Source organism: Rhizobium sp. P40RR-XXII (assembly GCF_012641405.1).
GTDB lineage: Bacteria > Pseudomonadota > Alphaproteobacteria > Rhizobiales > Rhizobiaceae > Rhizobium.
Genome location: NZ_JABAII010000017.1, coordinates 112099 through 131916 on the forward strand (window position 1 = coordinate 112099; position 19818 = coordinate 131916).

General features: G+C 59.6%; 20 protein-coding genes and 2 pseudogenes. 15 read left to right on the plus strand and 7 right to left on the minus strand.

Going from position 1 to position 19818, the window contains the following annotated elements:
- Positions 1 to 138 precede the first annotated feature (138 nt).
- Positions 139 to 828 carry a plasmid pRiA4b ORF-3 family protein gene (locus HGP16_RS26375; RefSeq protein ID WP_246705593.1) on the minus strand — a complete coding sequence of 230 codons (690 nt, stop codon included), beginning with the start codon at positions 826 to 828 and terminating at the stop codon, positions 139 to 141.
- Positions 829 to 1078: 250 nt separating this feature from the next.
- Here HGP16_RS26375 and HGP16_RS34750 point away from each other — a divergent pair.
- The 14 genes and pseudogenes from HGP16_RS34750 to HGP16_RS26440 form a co-directional block, all read left to right on the plus strand.
- Positions 1079 to 1261: pseudogene (locus tag HGP16_RS34750) on the plus strand (hypothetical protein); the annotation flags it as partial.
- 124 nt (positions 1262 to 1385) lie between these two features.
- Complete coding sequence (locus tag HGP16_RS26380) at positions 1386 to 1640, plus strand: hypothetical protein (RefSeq protein ID WP_168842921.1); 255 nt, start codon at positions 1386 to 1388, stop codon at positions 1638 to 1640.
- Positions 1641 to 1793: 153 nt separating this feature from the next.
- A complete protein-coding gene (locus HGP16_RS26385) occupies positions 1794 to 2324 on the plus strand; it encodes a MarR family winged helix-turn-helix transcriptional regulator (RefSeq protein WP_168842922.1) in 531 nt (176 codons plus the stop codon).
- Positions 2321 to 3010, plus strand: a complete 690-nt coding sequence (locus HGP16_RS26390; protein WP_168842923.1) for an SDR family NAD(P)-dependent oxidoreductase — start codon at positions 2321 to 2323, stop codon at positions 3008 to 3010. Before HGP16_RS26385 ends, HGP16_RS26390 begins: the two co-directional genes overlap by 4 nt.
- 241 nt (positions 3011 to 3251) lie before the next feature.
- Positions 3252 to 4901, plus strand: coding sequence for a peptide ABC transporter substrate-binding protein (locus HGP16_RS26395; RefSeq protein ID WP_168842924.1), 1650 nt, complete (start codon positions 3252 to 3254; stop codon positions 4899 to 4901).
- Between the two features lie 59 nt (positions 4902 to 4960).
- Positions 4961 to 5911, plus strand: coding sequence for an ABC transporter permease (locus HGP16_RS26400; RefSeq protein WP_168842925.1), 951 nt, complete (start codon positions 4961 to 4963; stop codon positions 5909 to 5911).
- 10 nt (positions 5912 to 5921) lie between these two features.
- Entirely contained in the window at positions 5922 to 6800 is an 879-nt protein-coding gene (locus HGP16_RS26405; RefSeq protein ID WP_168842926.1) for an ABC transporter permease, read from the plus strand.
- Positions 6797 to 8473: an ABC transporter ATP-binding protein gene (locus HGP16_RS26410; protein ID WP_246703339.1), complete on the plus strand. Its 1677-nt coding sequence runs from the start codon at positions 6797 to 6799 to the stop codon at positions 8471 to 8473. The genes HGP16_RS26405 and HGP16_RS26410 overlap by 4 nt, the downstream gene beginning before the upstream one ends.
- A gap of 68 nt (positions 8474 to 8541) precedes the next feature.
- Positions 8542 to 9708 (plus strand): N-methyl-L-tryptophan oxidase, encoded by a 1167-nt coding sequence (solA, locus tag HGP16_RS26415; protein WP_168842927.1) that lies wholly within the window; start codon positions 8542 to 8544, stop codon positions 9706 to 9708.
- 31 nt (positions 9709 to 9739) lie between these two features.
- Entirely contained in the window at positions 9740 to 11062 is a 1323-nt protein-coding gene (locus tag HGP16_RS26420) for an NAD(P)/FAD-dependent oxidoreductase (RefSeq protein ID WP_168842928.1), read from the plus strand.
- 15 nt (positions 11063 to 11077) lie between these two features.
- Complete coding sequence (locus HGP16_RS26425) at positions 11078 to 11287, plus strand: hypothetical protein (RefSeq protein WP_168842929.1); 210 nt, start codon at positions 11078 to 11080, stop codon at positions 11285 to 11287.
- 242 nt (positions 11288 to 11529) lie between these two features.
- Positions 11530 to 12702 (plus strand): NAD(P)/FAD-dependent oxidoreductase, encoded by a 1173-nt coding sequence (locus HGP16_RS26430; RefSeq protein ID WP_168842930.1) that lies wholly within the window; start codon positions 11530 to 11532, stop codon positions 12700 to 12702.
- Positions 12703 to 12766: 64 nt separating this feature from the next.
- Positions 12767 to 14098 (plus strand): NAD(P)/FAD-dependent oxidoreductase, encoded by a 1332-nt coding sequence (locus HGP16_RS26435; RefSeq protein WP_168842931.1) that lies wholly within the window; start codon positions 12767 to 12769, stop codon positions 14096 to 14098.
- A 69-nt stretch (positions 14099 to 14167) separates the two neighbouring features.
- Positions 14168 to 15225, plus strand: a pseudogene (locus tag HGP16_RS26440) (OB-fold nucleic acid binding domain-containing protein); the annotation flags it as partial.
- A 546-nt stretch (positions 15226 to 15771) separates the two neighbouring features.
- Here the strand turns inward: HGP16_RS26440 and HGP16_RS26445 are convergent.
- From HGP16_RS26445 to HGP16_RS26465, 5 genes are all read right to left on the minus strand, one after another.
- A complete protein-coding gene (locus HGP16_RS26445) occupies positions 15772 to 16068 on the minus strand; it encodes a DUF982 domain-containing protein (RefSeq protein WP_168842932.1) in 297 nt (98 codons plus the stop codon).
- Positions 16069 to 16195: 127 nt separating this feature from the next.
- Entirely contained in the window at positions 16196 to 16429 is a 234-nt protein-coding gene (locus HGP16_RS26450; protein WP_168842933.1) for a hypothetical protein, read from the minus strand.
- A gap of 159 nt (positions 16430 to 16588) precedes the next feature.
- The gene (locus HGP16_RS26455; protein WP_168842934.1) at positions 16589 to 17068 is read right to left on the minus strand and encodes a hypothetical protein; all 480 of its coding nucleotides are present in this window, start codon (positions 17066 to 17068) and stop codon (positions 16589 to 16591) included.
- 57 nt (positions 17069 to 17125) lie between these two features.
- Positions 17126 to 17344, minus strand: coding sequence for a hypothetical protein (locus tag HGP16_RS26460; RefSeq protein ID WP_168842935.1), 219 nt, complete (start codon positions 17342 to 17344; stop codon positions 17126 to 17128).
- Positions 17345 to 17572: 228 nt separating this feature from the next.
- Positions 17573 to 18640 (minus strand): sensor histidine kinase, encoded by a 1068-nt coding sequence (locus HGP16_RS26465; protein ID WP_205927564.1) that lies wholly within the window; start codon positions 18638 to 18640, stop codon positions 17573 to 17575.
- 432 nt (positions 18641 to 19072) lie between these two features.
- On the opposite strand from HGP16_RS26465, the gene HGP16_RS26470 reads away from it, so the two are divergent.
- Entirely contained in the window at positions 19073 to 19459 is a 387-nt protein-coding gene (locus HGP16_RS26470) for a response regulator (protein WP_168842936.1), read from the plus strand.
- A gap of 65 nt (positions 19460 to 19524) precedes the next feature.
- Here HGP16_RS26470 and HGP16_RS26475 read toward each other — a convergent pair whose 3' ends face one another.
- On the minus strand, positions 19525 to 19728 hold the full coding sequence (locus HGP16_RS26475; RefSeq protein WP_168842937.1) for a CsbD family protein: 204 nt from the start codon (positions 19726 to 19728) through the stop codon (positions 19525 to 19527).
- Between the last annotated feature and the right edge of the window lie 90 nt (positions 19729 to 19818).

Genomic DNA, 19818 nt, shown 5'->3' on the forward strand with positions numbered 1-19818 from the left:
GCCCGATCACCATCCTAAAGACTGGCATCACGGCATCCTCACAATCGCCTTTTTGTGTCCTGTCCGACCAATGACATGAACATGGGAACCGCCGGTTTGTATGCCTTCAAGACGTTCCACCTCGAGCCCTCGCCCAACCTATTTTTTCGGGACGGCTTTCGGCTTCGGTTGATACAGACGCCGTTTGACATTCGAGCGCAAAGCATTGCGGAGATCTTTATCCGCCATCGACAGGTCGAACCATTCCGGATCAAAGTATCCACCGCACCAACGAATGGTTTCGGCATATTCGGGATCTTCCCGGTCGGCGATGATCTCTAAGAACCGCTCATATCCCGACACGCCGCCGACATCTTCGGGCGGTCGCGCCCTTGCGCCGGCGACGCAGCTACCGTGTTTGGGCGCAGAGCCGAGCGCCAAGAACTCCTCTACCGCGACAGTGTGCCGCCAGCCATCCCCGAAATCATAATGGTAGCTGAAGACGGCACCTTGTTCGAAGTCCAGCAAGCGAACCTCTGTCTGATCGAAGACGCGAGGATCGTCATCGCTCGCATCCTCCATTAGCGTCTCGACGTCACCATACCGCAGGCCGCCGATGCGGAATTCATAGAGATGATAGTCCCACCAGTTGAATGCAGCCTGAATTCCGCAATGCAGATGCTCCAGGTTCCAGTGGACCGGCAGGACCAGACGGCGCCAGACGTCCGGCTCGATCTCATCGATGGAGACTCTGATCTGCACAGCGTTTGCGGCTTTGAACATGGCACGAATGAACAAGGTTGGCGGAGGATCGTCAAGACGATAGCTCCATTGTGGCGCTGTATTCAAATTGGAGCGTCCCTGATGACGATCTCCGCCGGCTTGTGCAGCCGTCGACGCTTCCTATCTTTGATGTAACCTCGAACTGGAGCATCGCCATGGACCGAAGCGCGGACGATACCCTGTCGGAATTCTACATTGAGATTCTCCCGCCGGAGCGAGAAGAGACATACACGTCGGATGCAAGGACATGCCCGTGTTGTCGGAAATTGCGTCCAGTGTCGAGGATGGATGACGATGGCTGCGGGATCTGCGACGAATGCCTGGCACCGTGATCGCCGGCAGCGAAACACCAGCTGTTCTAGCGGCGTTCGAAGACGCGCTTGCGAAATTGCCCGACGGCTATGTTGGCGGAAATTTTGATAATCGACCCTGGGGCGTGACCGTCAAGCGGTCGGAGGATGGCAAACGGAGCTGGCTCTATGGCGAGGAGAGGAAGGGGGCGAGCCCAATGGCTGACGTCCCTGCCAATAGTTCCGTGATCCGTTATCCCTATCTTTGGGCGTGCCAACGCCACAAGGGAGTATATCAACGGCGACCGTGCCGACCAATTCAAGAACCTGCGGGTGTCACAAACCAATCTCGGCGACTGGTTTGAACTGATCGATAACCTCGTCAGTGGCGAAGACCGGTACCTGTTTGCCTGCCATTTGGCCGAATTCGGCTATGCCATCGGCGACCTTGCCGACTACGCGGCAGAACTCACCGAGGATTCTTATCAGCTTCCCAAAAATATCGTGACTTATTTCGATTTCGAGCGGGCTTGGCCTGGACATGGTCCTCTGCGCGGGCGCGGCAAACGTTGGAGCTGCCATCGCTGATAACCGATGAGCACCGCTTGGCCAAGCAAGGATAAAAAATAGGCAATTTGAGAACGTCTGAAAAATTAGGCAGTCATTCAGACGATGTACTTGACATCGTCAATCATAATGTAGTTGACTTACTCAATCAAAACATCGGGGATGCGGATCTGCATGGTGGATACGTCTGAACACGTCGAAGAGATATGGCCTGGTGAGGGGCTTGTCGTCTCACCCGATACTGTCGACCTTGACGTCCTCAACGACACCTTCAGTTTCTTCGTCCGAAGTCTCAGCATCGAGGTCAGCCGCGACTGGGATGCGCGGATCAGCGACATTGACGAGATGCGTGGGACCGGCAAGGTGACAGCCCTGTTCCTGATCAGCAAGTATCCCGGCATTCATCCGTCAACCATAGCGCAGGTGAGTTCGAAGGATCGCGCCGAGATCGCCCGGCTGCTGACCGGAATGGAGAAGGCGGGATTGATCTATCGCAAGGCCGGGCGCAGGGATTCCCGCTCCTGGTCCCTGTTCATCACCGAAAAGGGCGAAAGCTCGCTCAGCGAGATCCGTCAGCGCATCCGCCAATCAAGAGATTTCCTGGCTGATATTTTGGATGAGGAATACGATCAGGCCATGGCGCTGTTGCGAAAAATCTATTGGCGCCTCGTCATGACGCCACGTCCGCCTGGAGGTCGGCCATGAAAGACGACAGGGTTGCTCTTATCACCGGCGCCCGGCGAGGCATCGGGCGGGCCATTGCTCATCGGTTGCAGGTCGACGGCTGGAAACTTTCTCTTGGCTTGCGAGACGGCCTGCAAGATTGGGGCCTCGATCCCGCCGTCCAGACAGTTGCCTATGACGCCGCGCAGGGTGGCGAGGACAAATGGGTCGCCACGGCCCTCGATCGGTTCGGACGGATTGACGCCGTCATCGCCAATGCCGGCATCATGATCCCAAAGTCGGTGGTCGAGATCGACGACGAGGATCTTGAGGCCATGTGGGCCGTCAACGTTCGGGCGCCACAACGACTGGCCCGCGCTGCTTTTCCGGCGCTCGAGAAATCCGGCAAGGGGCGGGTTGTGATCATCGCCTCGCTGTCGGGCAAGCGTGTCGCCTCGGTGCAATCCTCTGCCTATGCGATGACCAAGCACGCCGCCGTGGCACTGGCGCACGGATTGCGGCAGGCAGGTTTCGACCAGGGCATCCGGGCAACAGCCATATGTCCGGGTTTCGTTTCCAGCGACATGGGAAAGTCCCTTATGCCGGACATGGATACAATGACCACCCCGGCGGAGATCGCTGACGTCGTAGCGATGGCGATCGATCTGCCGAACCGGGCAAGCGTTGCCGAGATCGCAGTCAATTGTCGGGCGGAGCAGTCATATTGAGAGCCTCGCGGCCAGCCCGGTAGGGATGGTTGCGAAATGACAAAAGCGGCTGCGATCGCGATGCCGGCCGCCAACAAGAGAAGTCAGTCGACGCCTGAACTGCGGCGTCGGAACTGATCTAGAAAGGCCGCTGCCTTTCCCCTGGGAGTCAAGGAGAGATCCGTCCGCTGGAATGCGGACGGGGTGATGCCGCGCGACATTCCGTGAAGCCAACACTCTATAACAAAGGGAACAGTTCATCATGACGCTTAATCCATTTCATGCCAACCGACGCCAGGTGCTCGCCATGCTCGGTATCGGTGCCGCCGGGGCTGCCATGCCAGGTCTGCTCGGTTCAGGCGCAGCCTTCGCCAAGGAAGAGCCCAAGGGCCAGACCGTTCTCGGCTTCTCGCAGGAGCCGACGGTCTTCAATCCGCATCTTCTGCACATCGAAGTCGATGAGGGCATCTATTTCGCGATCTTCGATCCGCTTTTCGGCGTCGACGACAAGGGCGGTTTCTTCCCATGCCTGGCGGCCGAGGTCCCGACCGTCGCCAATGGCGGCATTTCTGCCGACGGCCTGAAATGGCATCTGAAGCTGCGCGACGGGGTCACCTGGCATGATGGCAAGCCGTTCACCGCCGAGGACGTCAAGTTCACCCTCGAGCTGCTCGTCAACCCGAAATTCAACAGCTGGCGTCACACCGGCCACGATCTCGTCCGCGACCTGACCGTCGTCTCGCCGACCGAGTTGACGTGGATGATGGCCAAGCCCTACGCGCCTTATGCGTCGATCCTCGCCTCGACCTTCATCGTGCCGAAGCACGCCTTCGACGGCCAGGCTGACCTGAACAATACGCCGTTCAACAACGCACCTGTCGGTACCGGCGTCTACAAATGGAAGAACCGCGTCGCCGGTGACTACATCGAGCTCGAGGCCAACACCGCCTATTACGGCGATGGGCCCTATGTGAAGAGCCTGATCGTCAAATACATTCCCGACCTGACTGTCATGTACGCCCAGTTCAAGACCGGCGACCTCGACGTCACCGGCCTGCAGGGCATCAGCGCCGAGCACTACGACGAGGCCTCGAAGCTTGCCGACCGCACGGTCGTTAAGGCCCCCGGCAGCCCGATCGAAACGCTATCGCTGAACCTCGGCCTGCCTGTCTTCCAGGACAAGGCCGTGCGCCAGGCGCTCTACATGGCGATCGACAAGGCCTCGATCATCGATGCTCTCTACTTCGGTCTTCCCGTCGCAACTGAAAGCTACATGCCGCAGCAGGCCTTCTACTACAATCCGGACCTGCCGAAGCACGAGTTCAACATCGACAAGGCAAACGCGCTTCTCGACAGCGCTGGCTGGACCAGGGGCTCTGACGGCGTTCGCGCGAAGAACGGCCTGCGCCTGTCGTTCGAGAATTCGACGACAGTCGGCAATCACCTGCGCGAGCAGATGCAGCAGTTCATGCAGCAGACCTTCGCCCAGATCGGCGCCGAAATGACGATCCGCAACATGCCACCGGCCGTCATGTGGGGCGACAACTGGATGATGTCGCAGTTCCAGAGCGCGATCGCCGGCATTGTCTTCCTGACCGGCGGCGATCCGGATACGTCCGACTATTTCTCGTCGAAGGCGATCCCGGCCCAGGGCGGCTCGGGCCAGAACACCTGGCAGTGGAAGAGCGAGGAAGTCGACAAGCTGCTCACGGACGGCGCGCAGGTCTTCGTTCCGGAAGAGCGCAAGAAGATCTACGTGAAGATGCAGGAGCTCGTTCGCGAAGAGCTGCCCTTCCTGCCGCTGCACCAGTTCACCGACTTGCGCGGTTACAAGAAGGGCTTCGAGGGATTTGTTCCGAACGTCAACGTCCGGATCGACACCTGGAACGTCAACAGCTGGCGCTGGAGCTAACGTCGTCCGTCGGGCCTTCAGGCCCGACGCTCTTCACTTGGTAAAACGGAGATCGACCGATGACACGTTTTCTCCTCGGCAGATTGGGTCAGAGTTTCATCTTGCTGTTCGTCATTTCGCTGATCGGCTTTTGCGTCCTGATGCTTGCGCCCGGCGGTCCGATGTCGAAGTTCGCGCTCACGCCTGGCATCAGCAAGGCGGACCTCGATCGCATCGCGCACCAGATGGGTCTGGATCGGCCAATCTTGATCCAGTATCTCGATTGGCTCTGGGGCTTGGTGCGTGGCGATTGGGGCCGGTCGTTCCGCGACGGGCGTCCGGTACTGACGATCATCGGCGAACACCTCTTCGCGACGCTGCTGCTGATGGGTAGCTCAACGGCGATCGCCATCGGTCTTGGTACCTGGATTGGCATGAAGAGTGCTATTAAGCGCTATTCGATCTTCGACCATACGATGACGATCGGTACGATGATCGCGCTCTCCATCCCGACCTTCTGGTTCGGACTGGTGGCGATCTACATCTTTGCGCTCGATCTTGGATGGTTCCCGGCCGGCAACATGTACACTGTGGGCAATGAGACGGCGCTCGACTATCTGCACCACCTCGTCCTGCCCTCCGCCGTCCTCGCGCTCGTCAACGTTGCCATCTGGAGCCGTTACATGCGTTCCTCGATGCTGGAGGCGATCGGCCAGGAATTCGTCAACACAGCCCGGGCGAAAGGCGTTCCCGAGCGCATCGTCATGCGGCGGCACGTCGCCCGAAACGCCATGCTGCCGATGATCACGCTCGCCGGCATGCAGCTGCCGCAGCTGCTCGGTGGTGCGCTGGTCGCCGAAACTGTTTTCACCTGGCCGGGAATGGGGCGCCTCTTCCTCGATAGTCTGGGTTACAGCGACTATCCCGTCATTATGGGCCTGCTGATGTTCTCGGCGATCCTTACGGTTGTCGGCAGCCTTCTGGCCGATCTGTTGACCGCCTTCATCGACCCCCGAATTCGGCTGGCATGAGGATCGAACGATGACAATTGCTTCTACAGATGCTTTCGTTCCCACGCGCTCGCGCAATCGGGTCTTGCGGCGCTTTATGTATCACAAGCTTGCCGTCTTCGGCTTCGTCGTGGTCTGCGCCCTTATCCTTGCCAGCATATTCGGCCCGGGCCTGATCCCTTACGATCAATTGCACATCGATCTCCGGGCCAGGAACGCTCCGCCATTTTCCGGCGCGCATATCTTCGGCACCGATCCGCTCGGCCGCGATGTTGCTGCACGCCTCTTCATGGCGGGCCGCGTGTCACTCGCCGCCGGTGTTGCAGCGATGGTCATTTCGACGATATTCGGCACCGTCGTCGGCACGATATCCGGCTACTACAGTGGCCGCGTCGGTGCCGTCCTGATGCGTATCGTCGATGGCTTCCTCGCCTATCCGAGCGTGTTCCTGATGTTGACGCTCGCCGCCTTTATCAAGCCTAGCCCGGTCATGATTACTGTGATCATCGCTATTACCAGCTGGATGCAGGTTGCCCGCGTCGTCGATGCGGAGGTACGCTCGCTCCGGCACCGGGAATTCGTGCTGGCTGCGACGATGCTCGGGCTGACGCCGAACCGGGTGATGTTCCGGGAAATCCTGCCCAATGTCATGGGCCCGATCATCGTCTCGGCGACGTTGACCATCGCCAACGCCATCCTGCTCGAAGCCTACATCTCCTTCCTCGGCTATGGGATCCAGCCGCCTTTACCGTCCTGGGGCAACATGCTGAATGGCGCGCAGCAGTATCTGCAGACGGCGCCGTGGCTCGCCATTGTCCCCGGCATTGCCATCACGTTGGCTGTTACCGGCTTCAACTTCATCGGCGACGGGCTGCGCGACGCTCTGGACGTGCGGGGTGACATTCAATGATGACGTCTCGCGCCGACCAGGATGCCGAATCCACTGCCGCCACGACGGAGGTTTCCCTGAAATCCGTACTGACCATCGACAACCTGACGGTTGCCCTACCGAAGGTCGCCGACCGAAGCTATGCCGTCGAAGGCATTTCCTTCTCGCTCGAGGCGGGTGAGATTCTCTGCATCGTCGGGGAATCCGGATCGGGCAAGTCGGTGACCGCCAACGCTATCATGGGCCTGCTGCCGCCGCCGCTGACGATCGAGAGCGGTTCGATCACCCTGCATGGTCGTAATATCGCGACGCTGACGGCGAAAGAGCGGACCAGCCTGAACGGCCGCGTCGTTTCGATGATCTTCCAGGATCCGCTTTCGGCGCTGAACCCGCTGATGACGGTAGGACAACAGATCGAGGAGGTCATGCTGACCCACCCCGATGTCGCGCCCCCAAACCGTTGGGCGCGTGTGATCGAGCTTCTGGAGATCGTCGGTCTGCCCAGTCCGCCGGCGATCGCACATCAATATCCGTTCCGGCTTTCGGGCGGCCAGCGTCAGCGCGTGATGATTGCCATGGCTCTGGCGCTCGACCCGGACATCTTGATCGCCGACGAGCCGACGACCGCCCTCGACGTCACGACGCAAGCCCAGATTCTCGAGATCATCAAGCGGCTGCAGCGGCAGAAAAAGATGTCGGTGATGTTCATCACCCATGATTTCGGCGTCGTCGCCGACATCGCCGACAAGGTGATCGTCATGGAGAAAGGGCATCTGGTGGAGCAAGGGACGGCCGACGAGGTGCTTCGCGCGCCCAAGGAGCCGTATACACAACGCTTGCTAGCGGCAATACCCACGATGCGCACCGAGGCGCGCGCCGCCGTCCGCGAGGGCAGCCCTGTCGTGCTCGATGTTCACAATGTCTGCAAGACCTACAAGACCGCCGGCGGGCTCTTCGGAAAGACGAGCATCGTGCTGGCGGTGAACGAGGTAAGTTTTCGGCTGAGAAAGGGTGAAACCATCGGCATCGTCGGCGAATCCGGTTCGGGCAAATCGACGCTCGGACGGATGGTGATGAAGCTGCTCGACAGTGACTCAGGCCGAATCGTGCTGGACGGTGGCGATATCTTACCGCTGAAGGAATCGCAGTTCCGCGCAAAGCGTCCCTACATCCAGATGGTCTTTCAGGACCCCTTCGCCTCGCTCAATCCGCGTCACTCGATCGAGCATTCCCTGATCTGCGGACCAATGACCTTCGGCATGTCGCGCGACGAGGCGCGCGCAAACGCGCTACGCCTGTTGAACCGGGTTGGACTGCCGGAGCAGGCGATGGACCGCTATCCGCACGAGTTCTCCGGCGGCCAGCGGCAGCGTATCGGCATTGCGCGGGCCTTGATGTTCAATCCCGTGCTGCTGATCGCGGACGAGGCGGTCTCTGCGCTCGATGTCTCGATCCAGGCACAGGTGCTGCAGCTTCTCGACGAGATCCAACAGGAGACGCATGTGGCCATGTTGTTCATCACGCATGATCTGCGCGTTGCCAGCCAGATCTGCGACAACATCGCCGTCATGCAGCGTGGCCGCATCGTCGAACTCGCGCCGGCACACGAATTGTTCTCAGCTCCGAAGGATCCTTACACGCGGAGCCTTGTCGAAGCCATTCCGGGCTGGCGGGATTCGTCTTCGACGGCATGACAATCGTCGCGGCACGCTGCGGCAATACGAGAAACGGAGCACTCGCCTACGGGCAGAGGGACGGATAAATGAGCTACCATGCGGATGTTGGAGTGGTCGGTCTGGGCGCCATGGGAAGTATGGCGGTCTGGCGGCTTGCCAAGCGTGGTGTCAGCGTTCTTGGATGGGATCGGTTCGCTCCGGGGCATGACCAGAGCGCCAGTGGCGGCGAAAGCCGGATATTCAGGACAGCCTACAAGGAGGGGCCGGCCTATGTCCCGCTGCTGATCAAGTCGCGGGAAATCTGGCGTGAGCTGGAGGGCGAAACAGGTGTCGATCTCCTGAACCTCATTGGCGCGCTGTCGATCGCCCACGAGGACAGCGTGTATATGCGCAACGTCATCGCCTCCTGCAGAAACTACGAGATCGACCACGAAGTCCTCACCGCCGCGCAGGTCAAGGAGCGTTATCCGGTTCATACGCTGGATCGCGGCGAGGTCGCCGTTCTCGACCGCTGGGCCGGCTATGTTCAGCCGGACCGGGCGACAATGACCGCCGCCCGCAGGGCCGAAGCGCTGGGTGCGGAACTGCATCGCTATACGCCGATCCGCGACATCCAGTTCGGTGCCGATGGCGCTACGGTTTACACGGATACGCGAGAATGGCGAGTCCGCAAGCTCATCCTGGCCATGGGCCCCTGGACACGCCACCTGTTGCCGGGCACCGCCGACAATCACAAGCTGGTTCGTATCGTGCTGGCCTGGTACCGCACGGAGAACGATGCGCAGTTTCGTTCCGACGTATTCCCCGTGCTACTGCGCCTTTCAGGCGGCCTCGATTTCTGCGCCTGGCCGATCATCGACGGCGGCATGATGAAGATCTCCCGCAACGGATCGCATGATGTATTCGAGGATGCCGCGAAGCTCGACCGCAACGTCAATCCGGAATGGTTCGTGCGCTGGCGGCGGATGATCAAGCAATACCTGCCCGGCGTCATACCTGACCCCGTCCGCATCGGTGCCTACATGGACAGCTGGACCGAGAGCGGCAATGCGGTCGTCGACGTCCATCCCGACTGCTCCAATCTCGTGACGCTCTACGGCTTTTCTGGTCATGGCTTCAAGCTGTCGCCTGTCTTCGGCGAGATCGCCGCGAAACTGGCGCTGGAGGAAAAGACGGACCACGACCTGTCGATCTTCAGGTCGCCGAAGTTAGGGCCGTTCGGCGCCATTCCACTGGACGCGATCGCGCCATGAGCCGGCAGATACCATTCAAAGGGGACTTCACGTGACTAAGTTCGCGCCGTTCGACGAATCCTATTGGTACGCATCAGCCCAGCCCGCACCTGAGACGGGGCCGCTTGTCGGCGAGGCGACGGTCGACGTCTGCATCGTCGGCGCTGGATACACCGGCCTGACGACGGCCATTGAACTCAGCCGCAAGGGTGTATCGGTGGCGCTGCTCGAACGGCGGGAAGCAGGTTATGGCGGCTCCGGACGCAACGCCGGCCATTGCAGCCCGACATTTTCCTACTACACGCTTGAAAAGGTCCGCTCGCTGCTTGGCGAGCCCTGGGCGGAGCGCCTCATCCGACGCCAGACAAGGGCGGCAGACAAGGCAGGCGAATATATCGCCCACTACGGCATAGATTGCGAATGGGTGCAGAACGGGCTGGTGATCGGCGCGATGCGGCCGGGCCATATTCCGGCCCTTGAGCACAAGACCGAAAGCTACAATGCCGTCGGCGCGAAGACACGCATGCTGGGTCGAGATGAAGCGATTGCTATTACCGGATCGCCCAGAATGCATGGTGGCTGGATCAACGAGGACGGCGCGCATCTTCATCCCCTGAAATACGCGCGTGGTCTGGCACGCGGGGCGATGTCCGAAGGCGCAGCACTTTATACCGGATCGCCTGCCAACAGGTGCGAACGGCAGGGAGCAAAGTGGAAGGTCATCAGCGACCGTGGTCATGTGATCGCCGACAAGGTGATTTTCGCGACCGGGGCCTATACGGTTGACGGCTGGCCAGACCTCGAGAAGAGCTACCGCATCCTGCCGATCTACGTCTGCGCCACGAACTGTCTTTCGGACCGCACCCGTGAGACCGTGCTGCCCGACAACAATTCGATGATCGACGGGCGCGGCGATTTCTACTGCTACAAGTGGACGGCCGACAATCGCATTGTCGCCTCGATGTTCATCCTCGGCCAGCGCGGTCGCGACCCCGCCTATACGAAGCGGGTGATGACCGACAAGCTGTTGTGGCTTCATCCGCAGATCACCGAGGAGGTCAGTTGGGACTATTACTGGTTCGGCGAACTCGACATGCAGTACCGCACCGTCCCGCGTCTCTACGGGCTGGCGCCTGGCGTCGTGGCGCTGACCGGTCTTTCCGGGCGCGGCGTGCCAACCGGGACGATGCTCGGCGGCATCCTTTCCGACTGGGCCATCGGCGTATCGGAAAGGGATCTCGACCTGCGCATCGAACCACTGCATCAGGCGCCGCGCTGGATGGACTACGCGCCAAGCTACAAGCTGCGCGAAATGCGGCTGGTCGACAATTTCATGAGCAAACGCGGCGGTATCGAACTGCCGCCTCATCACTGAGAGCAAGGACGCAAAATGACGATTTTTCAGCGTATCGACGACGAGGCTGGCCGTAGCGAGGCGGCGATTGCCGCCAATGGCGCGCGATCCTATCGACGGATGATCTGGGTCGACGAGGGCGATGCGGACGCGGCAACGAAGGTCGCCGTCTGGGGTGCCGCGCCCGGCCTCTACACCTATCCGGCGCGACCGCTGGCCGAGAGTTTCATCGTCATGGAAGGCTAGGCCGATTGCCAGGTCGCCGGCGAGGCTATCCGTCGTATCGGTCCCGGCGACATTGTCAACGTGCCGATTTCCCTTGAGGTGCTGAAGTCCTTCCGCAAGTTTGCGATGGTCGTGCCGAAAGGCTGATATCCCTCGCGCCGCGTCGATGAAACGCGGCAATCATCTGGTCGGATCGGGTGGTTGACCCCGTCCGGCCAAACTTAATCAGCAATACGCCGCGTGGCGATCAGCAGGAGCGCAGAGTGGAAAAGTTCGACGTTGCCGTCATCGGTGCGGGTATCAGCGGCGCCGCGACGGCTTATACATTGGCGAAAGCAGGCGCCAGTGTCGCCGTGATCGACCGGTTCGGGCCGGCGGCGATGGCCTCCGGTTGGACACTCGCCGGCGTTCGCCAGTCAGGTCGCGATCCCGCCGAGCTGCCATTGGCAATGGAAGCAATCGAGATCTGGCAGACGCTGCACCAGGAGCTCGGTGCCCCAACCCACTACCGGCGCAAGGGAAATCTGCGCCTTGCTCGCAATGCGGAGGAATACGAGCAGATCCGCACCATGGTGCGCGGGCAGCGAGAGTTGGGGCTCGACCTGACCTTCCTCGCCAGCAATGACGATGTGCGCGCCATTGCTCCGGCGGTTTCTCCGACGATACTCGGCGCTTCCTTCTGCGCGAGCGATGGTCATGCCGATCCGCAAGCGACAAGTGCCGCCTATATGGGGATGCTCGATCGTCTTGGCGTGACGCGTATCATGGCGGAAGCCGTCGAAGCGATCGAGGTTTCGGGCGGAAAGGTGTGCGGCGTGCGAACTGTCGAGCGCCGGATCGCCGCCGACGGCGTCGTGCTGGTCGCCGGCGTCATGGGGAATGAATTGCTGAAGCCACTGGGCGTGCGGGTGCCGATCGAGACGCCGATGGTCGCTGTCATCCGCAGCGTTCCGATCCCTCCGGTTCTGGAACAGGTGATCGGCGTTTCCGGCGGCGACTGGGCCGGGCGCCAGGAGGCAAGTGGCCGTTTACGGATCACCAGTGGGGCGCTGCCCTGGGGCGGAGCGATGGAAATCATGGAAACTGCGGCCGGTGCCCGGCCGGTCATTCGCCCGCCGCTATCGAGCCTGCGCGAAATCATCGAGAAGCTGGCTTTCCTGCTGCCGGGTCTCGACGCGACGCCGATCGAGGAATGCTGGGCCGGGCTTCTCGACTTGACGCCCGATGCCGTCCCGGTCCTCGATCATGTGCCCGGCGTCGAGGGCCTCGTCGTCGGCATGGGTTTTTCCGGCCACGGTTTCTGCCTCGGCCCGGTGACCGGGAAGATCCTTGCTGATCTCGTCAGCGGCCGGTCGCCGTTGCATGATCTGTCGGCATTTCGCTCTGACCGTTTTTCCACCACCCCGGCCGCTGGTCGCCTCGAGCTTCACGGCTAGGTACCCCACTCGCCGAAACATCCCTCAATCCGCAGAGCCTGCGAATCACGGAGCCCTATCGAAAATGCCCGGTCCTTATGTCGTCCCGTTCCATGGAGACGCAGACCTTCCTGAGAAGGTCGATGTCGTCGTCATTGGTGGCGGTATCATCGGAGCGTCGACGACGCTCGAGCTTACCGAACGCGGCCTGAAAGTTGCCTTGTGCGAGAAGGGTGGCATCGGTCATGAACAGTCCAGCCGCAACTGGGGCTGGGTCCGGATCACCCGCCGCGACCCACGCGAAGTTCCGCTGATGGCGGAGGCGTTGCGCATGTGGCCGGGCCTAAACGAAAATCTTGGCCGCGATGTCGGATACAGCCGCGCCGGGATCACCTTCGCCTGCCTGACGGACAAAGAGGTGGAGGATCATCGCAACTGGATGAAGAACCTCGAAGGCTACCAGCTCGATACGCGGATGCTGACCGCCGAGGAGTTCACGGCGATGAACCCGGGATCTCGGCTGGACGTCAAGGGTGCGCTGTATACCGCCATCGATGGGCGGGCCGAACCGCAGCGGGCGGCCCCAGCGATCGCCGAGGGCGCACGCGACCGCGGCGCGCATGTGCTCACCGAATGTGCGGTGCGCGGCATCGACCTGAAGGCCGGCAAGGTCTGCGGCGTCTTCACCGAACGAGGCTACATCGCCTGTGACGCCGCTGTGCTTGCCGGCGGCGCCTGGTCGAGCCTGTTTGCCGGCAATGCCGGCATCCGGCTGCCACAGCTCAAGGTCACGAATTCGGTGATCCGTACCAAGCCCCTCGAAAACGGGCCGGAATCGGCGATCTGGACGAATGGTTTTGCCATCCGCAAGCGCCAGGACGGCGGCTACACGGTCGCCAATGGCTTCGAAAACATCGTCGACATCACTCCTGACAGCTTTCGGTTCTTGCGCGACTTCTTGCCTGCGCTCGGCGCCGAATGGCGGTCGCTCATATTGCGGGCGGGCATGGGCTTCGTCGACGAAGCACGCATCGCCAGGAGATGGAAGATGGACGAGGCGTCGCCTTTCGAATATAACCGAGTCCTCGACCCCAAGCCCTCTTTTAACCTTCAGGACAAGGCGCTCGCGAACCTGCGCAAGGCGTTTCCGGCCTTCGAGAAGGCAGAGATCGCCCAGCGATGGGCGGGCAAGATCGACGTCACGCCGGATGCGATACCAGTCATTTCGCCAGTCGAGCAGACGCCGGGCTTTTTCATCGCCACCGGTTTCTCCGGCCACGGGTTCGGCATCGGCCCTGCCGCCGGCAGGCTTATGGCAGATCTTATCACCGGCACGCCGCCGCTTGTCGACCCGCAGGATTTCAGATTCAGCCGCTTCAGCGATGGATCCAAGATCCGCATAATCAGCGGATTTTGAGAGCTGCACCAACGCGTAAAACCGCCGCGCGCAGCGGCGAGCGCCAAGCATCTCCATCGCGCGCTCGGTAAATGCCATTATCCCGACGCCTTTTGCGCGGCTTTGTTGAACTCGCAGCCGATGGGCTTTTATGCGCCGGCCCAGATCATCGGCGACGCCCGTAAGCATGGTGTCGAAGTCCGGCCGGCCTGTATCAACCGGTCGAGATGGGACTGCACGCTGGAGCCGATCGACGGCAGCAACGCTCATGCCGTTCGCCTTGGCATGCGCATGGTCCATGGCTTGCCCAGATCGATGCTGCTCGCATCGTGGCTGCGTGGGCCGATCACCCCTTCGACAGTATTGATGATCTGTGGCGGCGATCAGGCGTGCCGGCGGCGTCGCTGGTGGAGCTCGCCGAGGCGGACGCGTTTCTGTCGTCGCTCAAGCTGCAGCGCCGCGATGCGCTCTGGGCGATCAAGGCGCTGCGCGACGAGCCCTTGCCGCTCTTTGCGGCGGCCGCCAAGCGGGAGCGCAAAACAATCGCCGAGCAGCAGGAGCCTCAGGTCAGCCTTCGCCAGATGACAGAGGGGCATAACGTCATCCACGACTATAGCCATACGGGTCTGACGCTGCGCCAGCATCCGATCGCTTTCCTGCGCAAGGATCTCGCGTCACGCAATATCGTCACCTGCGAAGAGGCGATGTCATCTAGTGATCGCCGTTGGCTGATGACGGCAGGCCTTGTGCTGGTGCGACAGAAGCCGGGTTCGGCCAAGGGCGTCATGTTCCTGACCGTCGAGGACGAGACCGGACCGGCCAACGTCGTCGTCTGGCCAACACTCTTCGAGCGCCGCCGGCAGGTCGTGCTTGGATCCAGCATAATGGCGATCAATGGCCGCATCCAGCGCGAAGGCGAGGTCGTGCATCTAATCGCCCAGCAGCTTTTTGATTTGACCGCCGATCTCTCCGGTCTTGCCGATCGCGATGAGACGTTCAAGCTGCCGACCGGTCGCGGCGATGAATTCGCGCATGGGACGCCAGGGACGCCGGATTCACGGGAGCGGGCCGTGATGAAGGTGCGGGAGATTTATGAGCCTGATCGGCATATCGATACGTTGAAGGTGAAATCCAGGAATTTTCAGTGAGCGATGGTCGCCTTCAGCGCGACCTCCAAATATAGCTTGTGACATGCAGTGGACGCGGTGTGTCCGATGGAGCCGGCAGCGGTACCGTCCATCACATGGAATCCGATAGCCTCTGGTTTCCACTCGGCGCGAAATCGAATAACATCTCTCGTTGTTGCAGATGGTTAAAGAGAGCATGAGGCATGTCTATACAGCCGTTCTACTACGGGTTTACCAGGGCAGCTGCTTTAGGCGTTCTGATTATTTTTTCGTCCGTTTTCGTCGTTTCCTGCTCGACGATCGGCGGACATGGCGGTCAATCTCGCTCCGTAACCGCGAGCAAATCGAAAGATCCCGATAACGCCAAAGGCAAAGCGGCCGACCGCCGGCGATGGGAAGAGAGAGTCCAACGCGATAATCAGCTGGATCCAGGCGGGTCGGCACCGGGTTCCTATGGCTCTTTCGGTCCTCGCTTCAGCTGGTGAGCGATATGAAATAGCGCTCCGGAATGCGGGCGGCGAATAAAGAGGGCCGAAACTCTATCCGGCCCTTGATACGGTCGCTGACTTAATTGTTGGAAACGTTGCTGTCTTTGGCGCGCCGAAAATGCATCGGCATATCCTCGATATCCGCCAGCTTTCCGTGCCGCTTGAGAAAGCGCCGGAAATTCTCCGCAATAACCGATACAGGCAATTCACGGTTCGCGGCCATTCTGCAGGCTTTCAACATTACCTCGTAGGTGAGATCCCGCTTTTCCTTCGGCCATTCGTCGAGAAAGTCGAAGACATCGTCCAGACCGGTGATTTCCTGGACAATGTATTTTCGCCGCGCGTAGAGCGGCCGGTCAAACAACTCGAGTGCCATCACGTACCTCCTTTCATGGCGTTGAGTGGAGGTGATTTAGGAGCGCTAAAAACCATCTTCAAGAAGGGGGATGTTGGAAGCTTTCGGGTGCCTGAGAGGCTCATCGTATGGCGGCCCGGGAGGAGGTTTAGGTCATCCGTTTCAACAGCGCGATGAGGCTTTCCGTGTTTCGGTTGGCTTCGAGTGAGAGGAGCTGATTGTCCACCAAGTCGGCGATCGCAAGCAAGATCTCGCGCTCTGCCCATCCAGCCTCGACCGCAGAACCAAGCAAATCCCGAAAAGCGCCCTGCAGCGCGTCCTGGCAGCGGATGTACCTGTCAGGATCGTCATCGGTCACGAAGGGTTGCGCGATATCGAACATGCGCGGAAGGTGAACTGATTTGCCGCCTTTGGCAATCGAATATCACATATGGCTAAAGGAGGCGACCATATGGTTTGTAACCAGCACAGCCACGCCGCTTTACTTCAGGCCGCTCACAATCAGGCGACTTTTGCCGCGAGCATTTCATTGATGCAGTCTTCATTGCGCGCTTCCAACTGCTGCAGCGGGAACGCATTGATGAAGATGCGGATGTCGCATCGAGATCGGCGCCGGATTGGGTCCAGCCAGGCCCGCAATCGATTGGATTGCCGGCAAGATCTTCGACCTCAAAGAGGCCGCAGGTTTCACTGCCTCGTCGTCGATTGCAAGCTCAAGGATACCAAAACATCTGCGTGCGTCTTTCCAGTAAACCGCAATCCGAAGGAATCGAATGCCAGACCAGTTACCGATCTCCGTCAGCAGCAAACCATGGACTTCGTCCGTGGAAACTGGCTTTGGTTCATCCCAGTCAAGCTCGTCATCCAAAGTCGGATAGTTCATCACGTTTTCCAAGAGGTCGCGCATGACATCGACATGATGACGCATGTCACTCGACTTGCCGCGAAAGCTGGGAACACCATCTTTAAAAGTGTCGAAGGCGTGCCGGTTCAAATGGCCGACAAACTCATAGAGGGCCATCGCCTCGTCCGGTGTGATGCTGAGAAGGCATCTCTTGGCCTGGGCTCTCTCGAATATTCAAACATTGCTCCCTCCTTCGCTGTCAAAGGTCGGAACCCAGCCACGGGTGAAGCCGACGCTCATTCCAGCCCCGCAAAGAGCTAGTTGGCCACGAACGAATTGCAGCTCGTTGAGCAAGGCGCCGATCGTGGCGTTAGCATCGCCCTCGAACAGATCGAGTGCGGTATTCACCTGGTCGGGTTGTGGTTCATCTCTCTGAGTGGCTACGGCTGTCATGAGGCAATCTCTTCCTGCACCCCCTAGAAGGGAGTTCCAAATGCGGATTCGTCGATATGGAATTGCGCGGCCGGTGACCGCTCCGGCAATTTGTTCTTATTATGTTCTCATTTGCGATTGAGTCAAGTACGCTTCGTTTCCTGGTGCCAAGACAGATGAGTCCGAGGGATCTTGGCACATGGCTCTCTGACCCTTCCGCAATCCGGCAGCCTGGCTTGTCTCGTGATATTATTTCGCCAAAAGGGACTGGCTCGGTATCCTCAGGGCAAGACTCAGCCCCTCGGGTTTCCAGTCACGGCTGATCGAACCGTTCATGCTTTCAATCGTCAGGCGCTCCAGTCGTGAGCCGAAGCCGCTCGGTCCGGCGGGCATGTGAATGCGAGGGCCGCCGATTTCCACCCATTCCAGCAAAAGACCATCTTCGTTCTTTATTTCAACTTCGATATGACCAGCGATCGTCGAAAGCGCGCCGTACTTTATAGAATTGGTCACGAACTCGTGAAAAAGCATTGCGAGCGAAGTGAGGGCCGAAGCACTCACTTGGATATCACTGCCTCTGACCACGATGCGTTCATTATCCTTGTCTTGATGGGCTGTGAAAATAGCTTGAATGAGAGCAAAGAGGCTTACCAAAACACTTGATTGAGAGGCACTGTCCGTCGCGGGCATCGTGAGGCTATGCGCTGCGGCCAAGGCCCTGATCCGTCCACGAAGGTCATCGGCCAAGGCACTAACGCTTGTTGCAGTCTTTTCACGCATGGAAACGAGCGAATTCACGACGGCGAACAGGTTCTTCACGCGGTGATTCATTTCTCGTAGAAGCAGGTCCTGCCGCTCGACCAACCGCTTTCGCTCCGAAATGTCACGGACAATCTTGGAGGCGCCGATGATCGTGCCATTCTTGTCTCGCACGGGGGAAGCGGTGAGCGAAACGTCCACCAGCGTTCCATCTTTACGGCGTCTCACCGTTTCAAAATGTTCAATCCGCTCGCCCGCCCGAATGGAGGAGATGATGGTGTCTTCTTCCTCCAAGAGGTGGGGCGGAACGATAATGGTGATGGGCTGATCGATTGCCTCCGACGCAACGAAGCCGAACAGCTGCTCGGCGCTCTTGTTCCAGCTTGTGATAATGCCGTCTACGGATTTGCTGATAATGGCGTCGTCAGAATTTTCGACAATGGCCGCAAGCCACGCCTCGGCTGACAGTGGAGCGGCGGCCGGAGGCCCGGGCTGTACGTTGACAAGAGGCGGTGCGATCGTCTCACCCGGATGACCGTCTTTGGGTTTTCGTGACACTTATTCCTCTTGCCTTTTTGCGTTCACCACAAGATTGCAAAATGAGACGAGCCATTATTTCAGGTTTGCGAGCCAAAGCATTGGCCAGGGCTTCGCCGTCGCCGGCCGGGAGACCGCGGGAAGAATAGCATTATCCTATGCGCTGAAAAGTGGGAATCCAGCCAAGGCGCTTCAAAGGCAATGCAGTGCTGTCAGGCCGGCGGAGCGATGAATGTCAGGGGGCAAATTGGCGTCCGGCACTCTGTTCGTTCGACTAGATGATGTGCCGCGGAACTTTTTTATTGGAGAGGTGTTCGAGTGCCCCGAAAGCGTCGTCAGCCTTCGTTTGGCCTGGGATGAGGTGATTGCGACTGCCGGCAAGTATAGGCGGTCGTCCTTGGGAACGACTGGCGATATCGGACAAATTTCTTAACGGCTTTGTTAGAGACCATCATGCGAATCCTCGTTGTCGAAGATGAACTCCTGATTGGCCTTGATATGGAGTACGTCTTGCGCTCCTTGGGCTACGAGGTCGCAGGACCCGTCACCAACGCTGCCGATGCTCGGAAGCTTGGCGCAACAGTCGATATCGCTCTCGTTGATGTTAATCTCAGCGATGGGCCTACCGGTCCCATCTCGGCCGCTTATTTACGACAAACGCATGGCGTTACCATCATATTCACGACGGCCAATCCCGAGGCCGTCATCGCAAATTCGGATGCAATCGGTGTACTTTCCAAGCCCGTCTCAGCTTCGGACCTACTAAGTGCCATCGAATATGCCATCGCTTGCCGTAAGGGCGAACCCGCCGTAGCGCCTACTTGCCTAAAGCACGCGTAGGCCTCGGTGCGAATGATATGGGCGGGTTTTTAAAGAGCCTCCTGTTACCAAAACGCTCCTTTCGCCTACCAGTTCTGACGATTATACCAATCATCGACATCCGACCGTACGCGATCCTTCTCGATGCCGTAGCGTTCCTGGATCTTTCCTTCGAGCTGACCCCGCTTGCCGGCGATCTGATCAAGATCGTCATCCGTCAGCTTGCCCCACTGCTCCTTGATCTTGCCCTTGATCTGCTTCCAATTTCCTTCGACGCGATTCCAATCCATTAGGATGTCTCCTTGTTGTTTCTGAGAGAACAACGCACTTCAAGTCGATTGGTTCGCGCGAATGCACGGGTGCTCAGGCCAAATACTTCC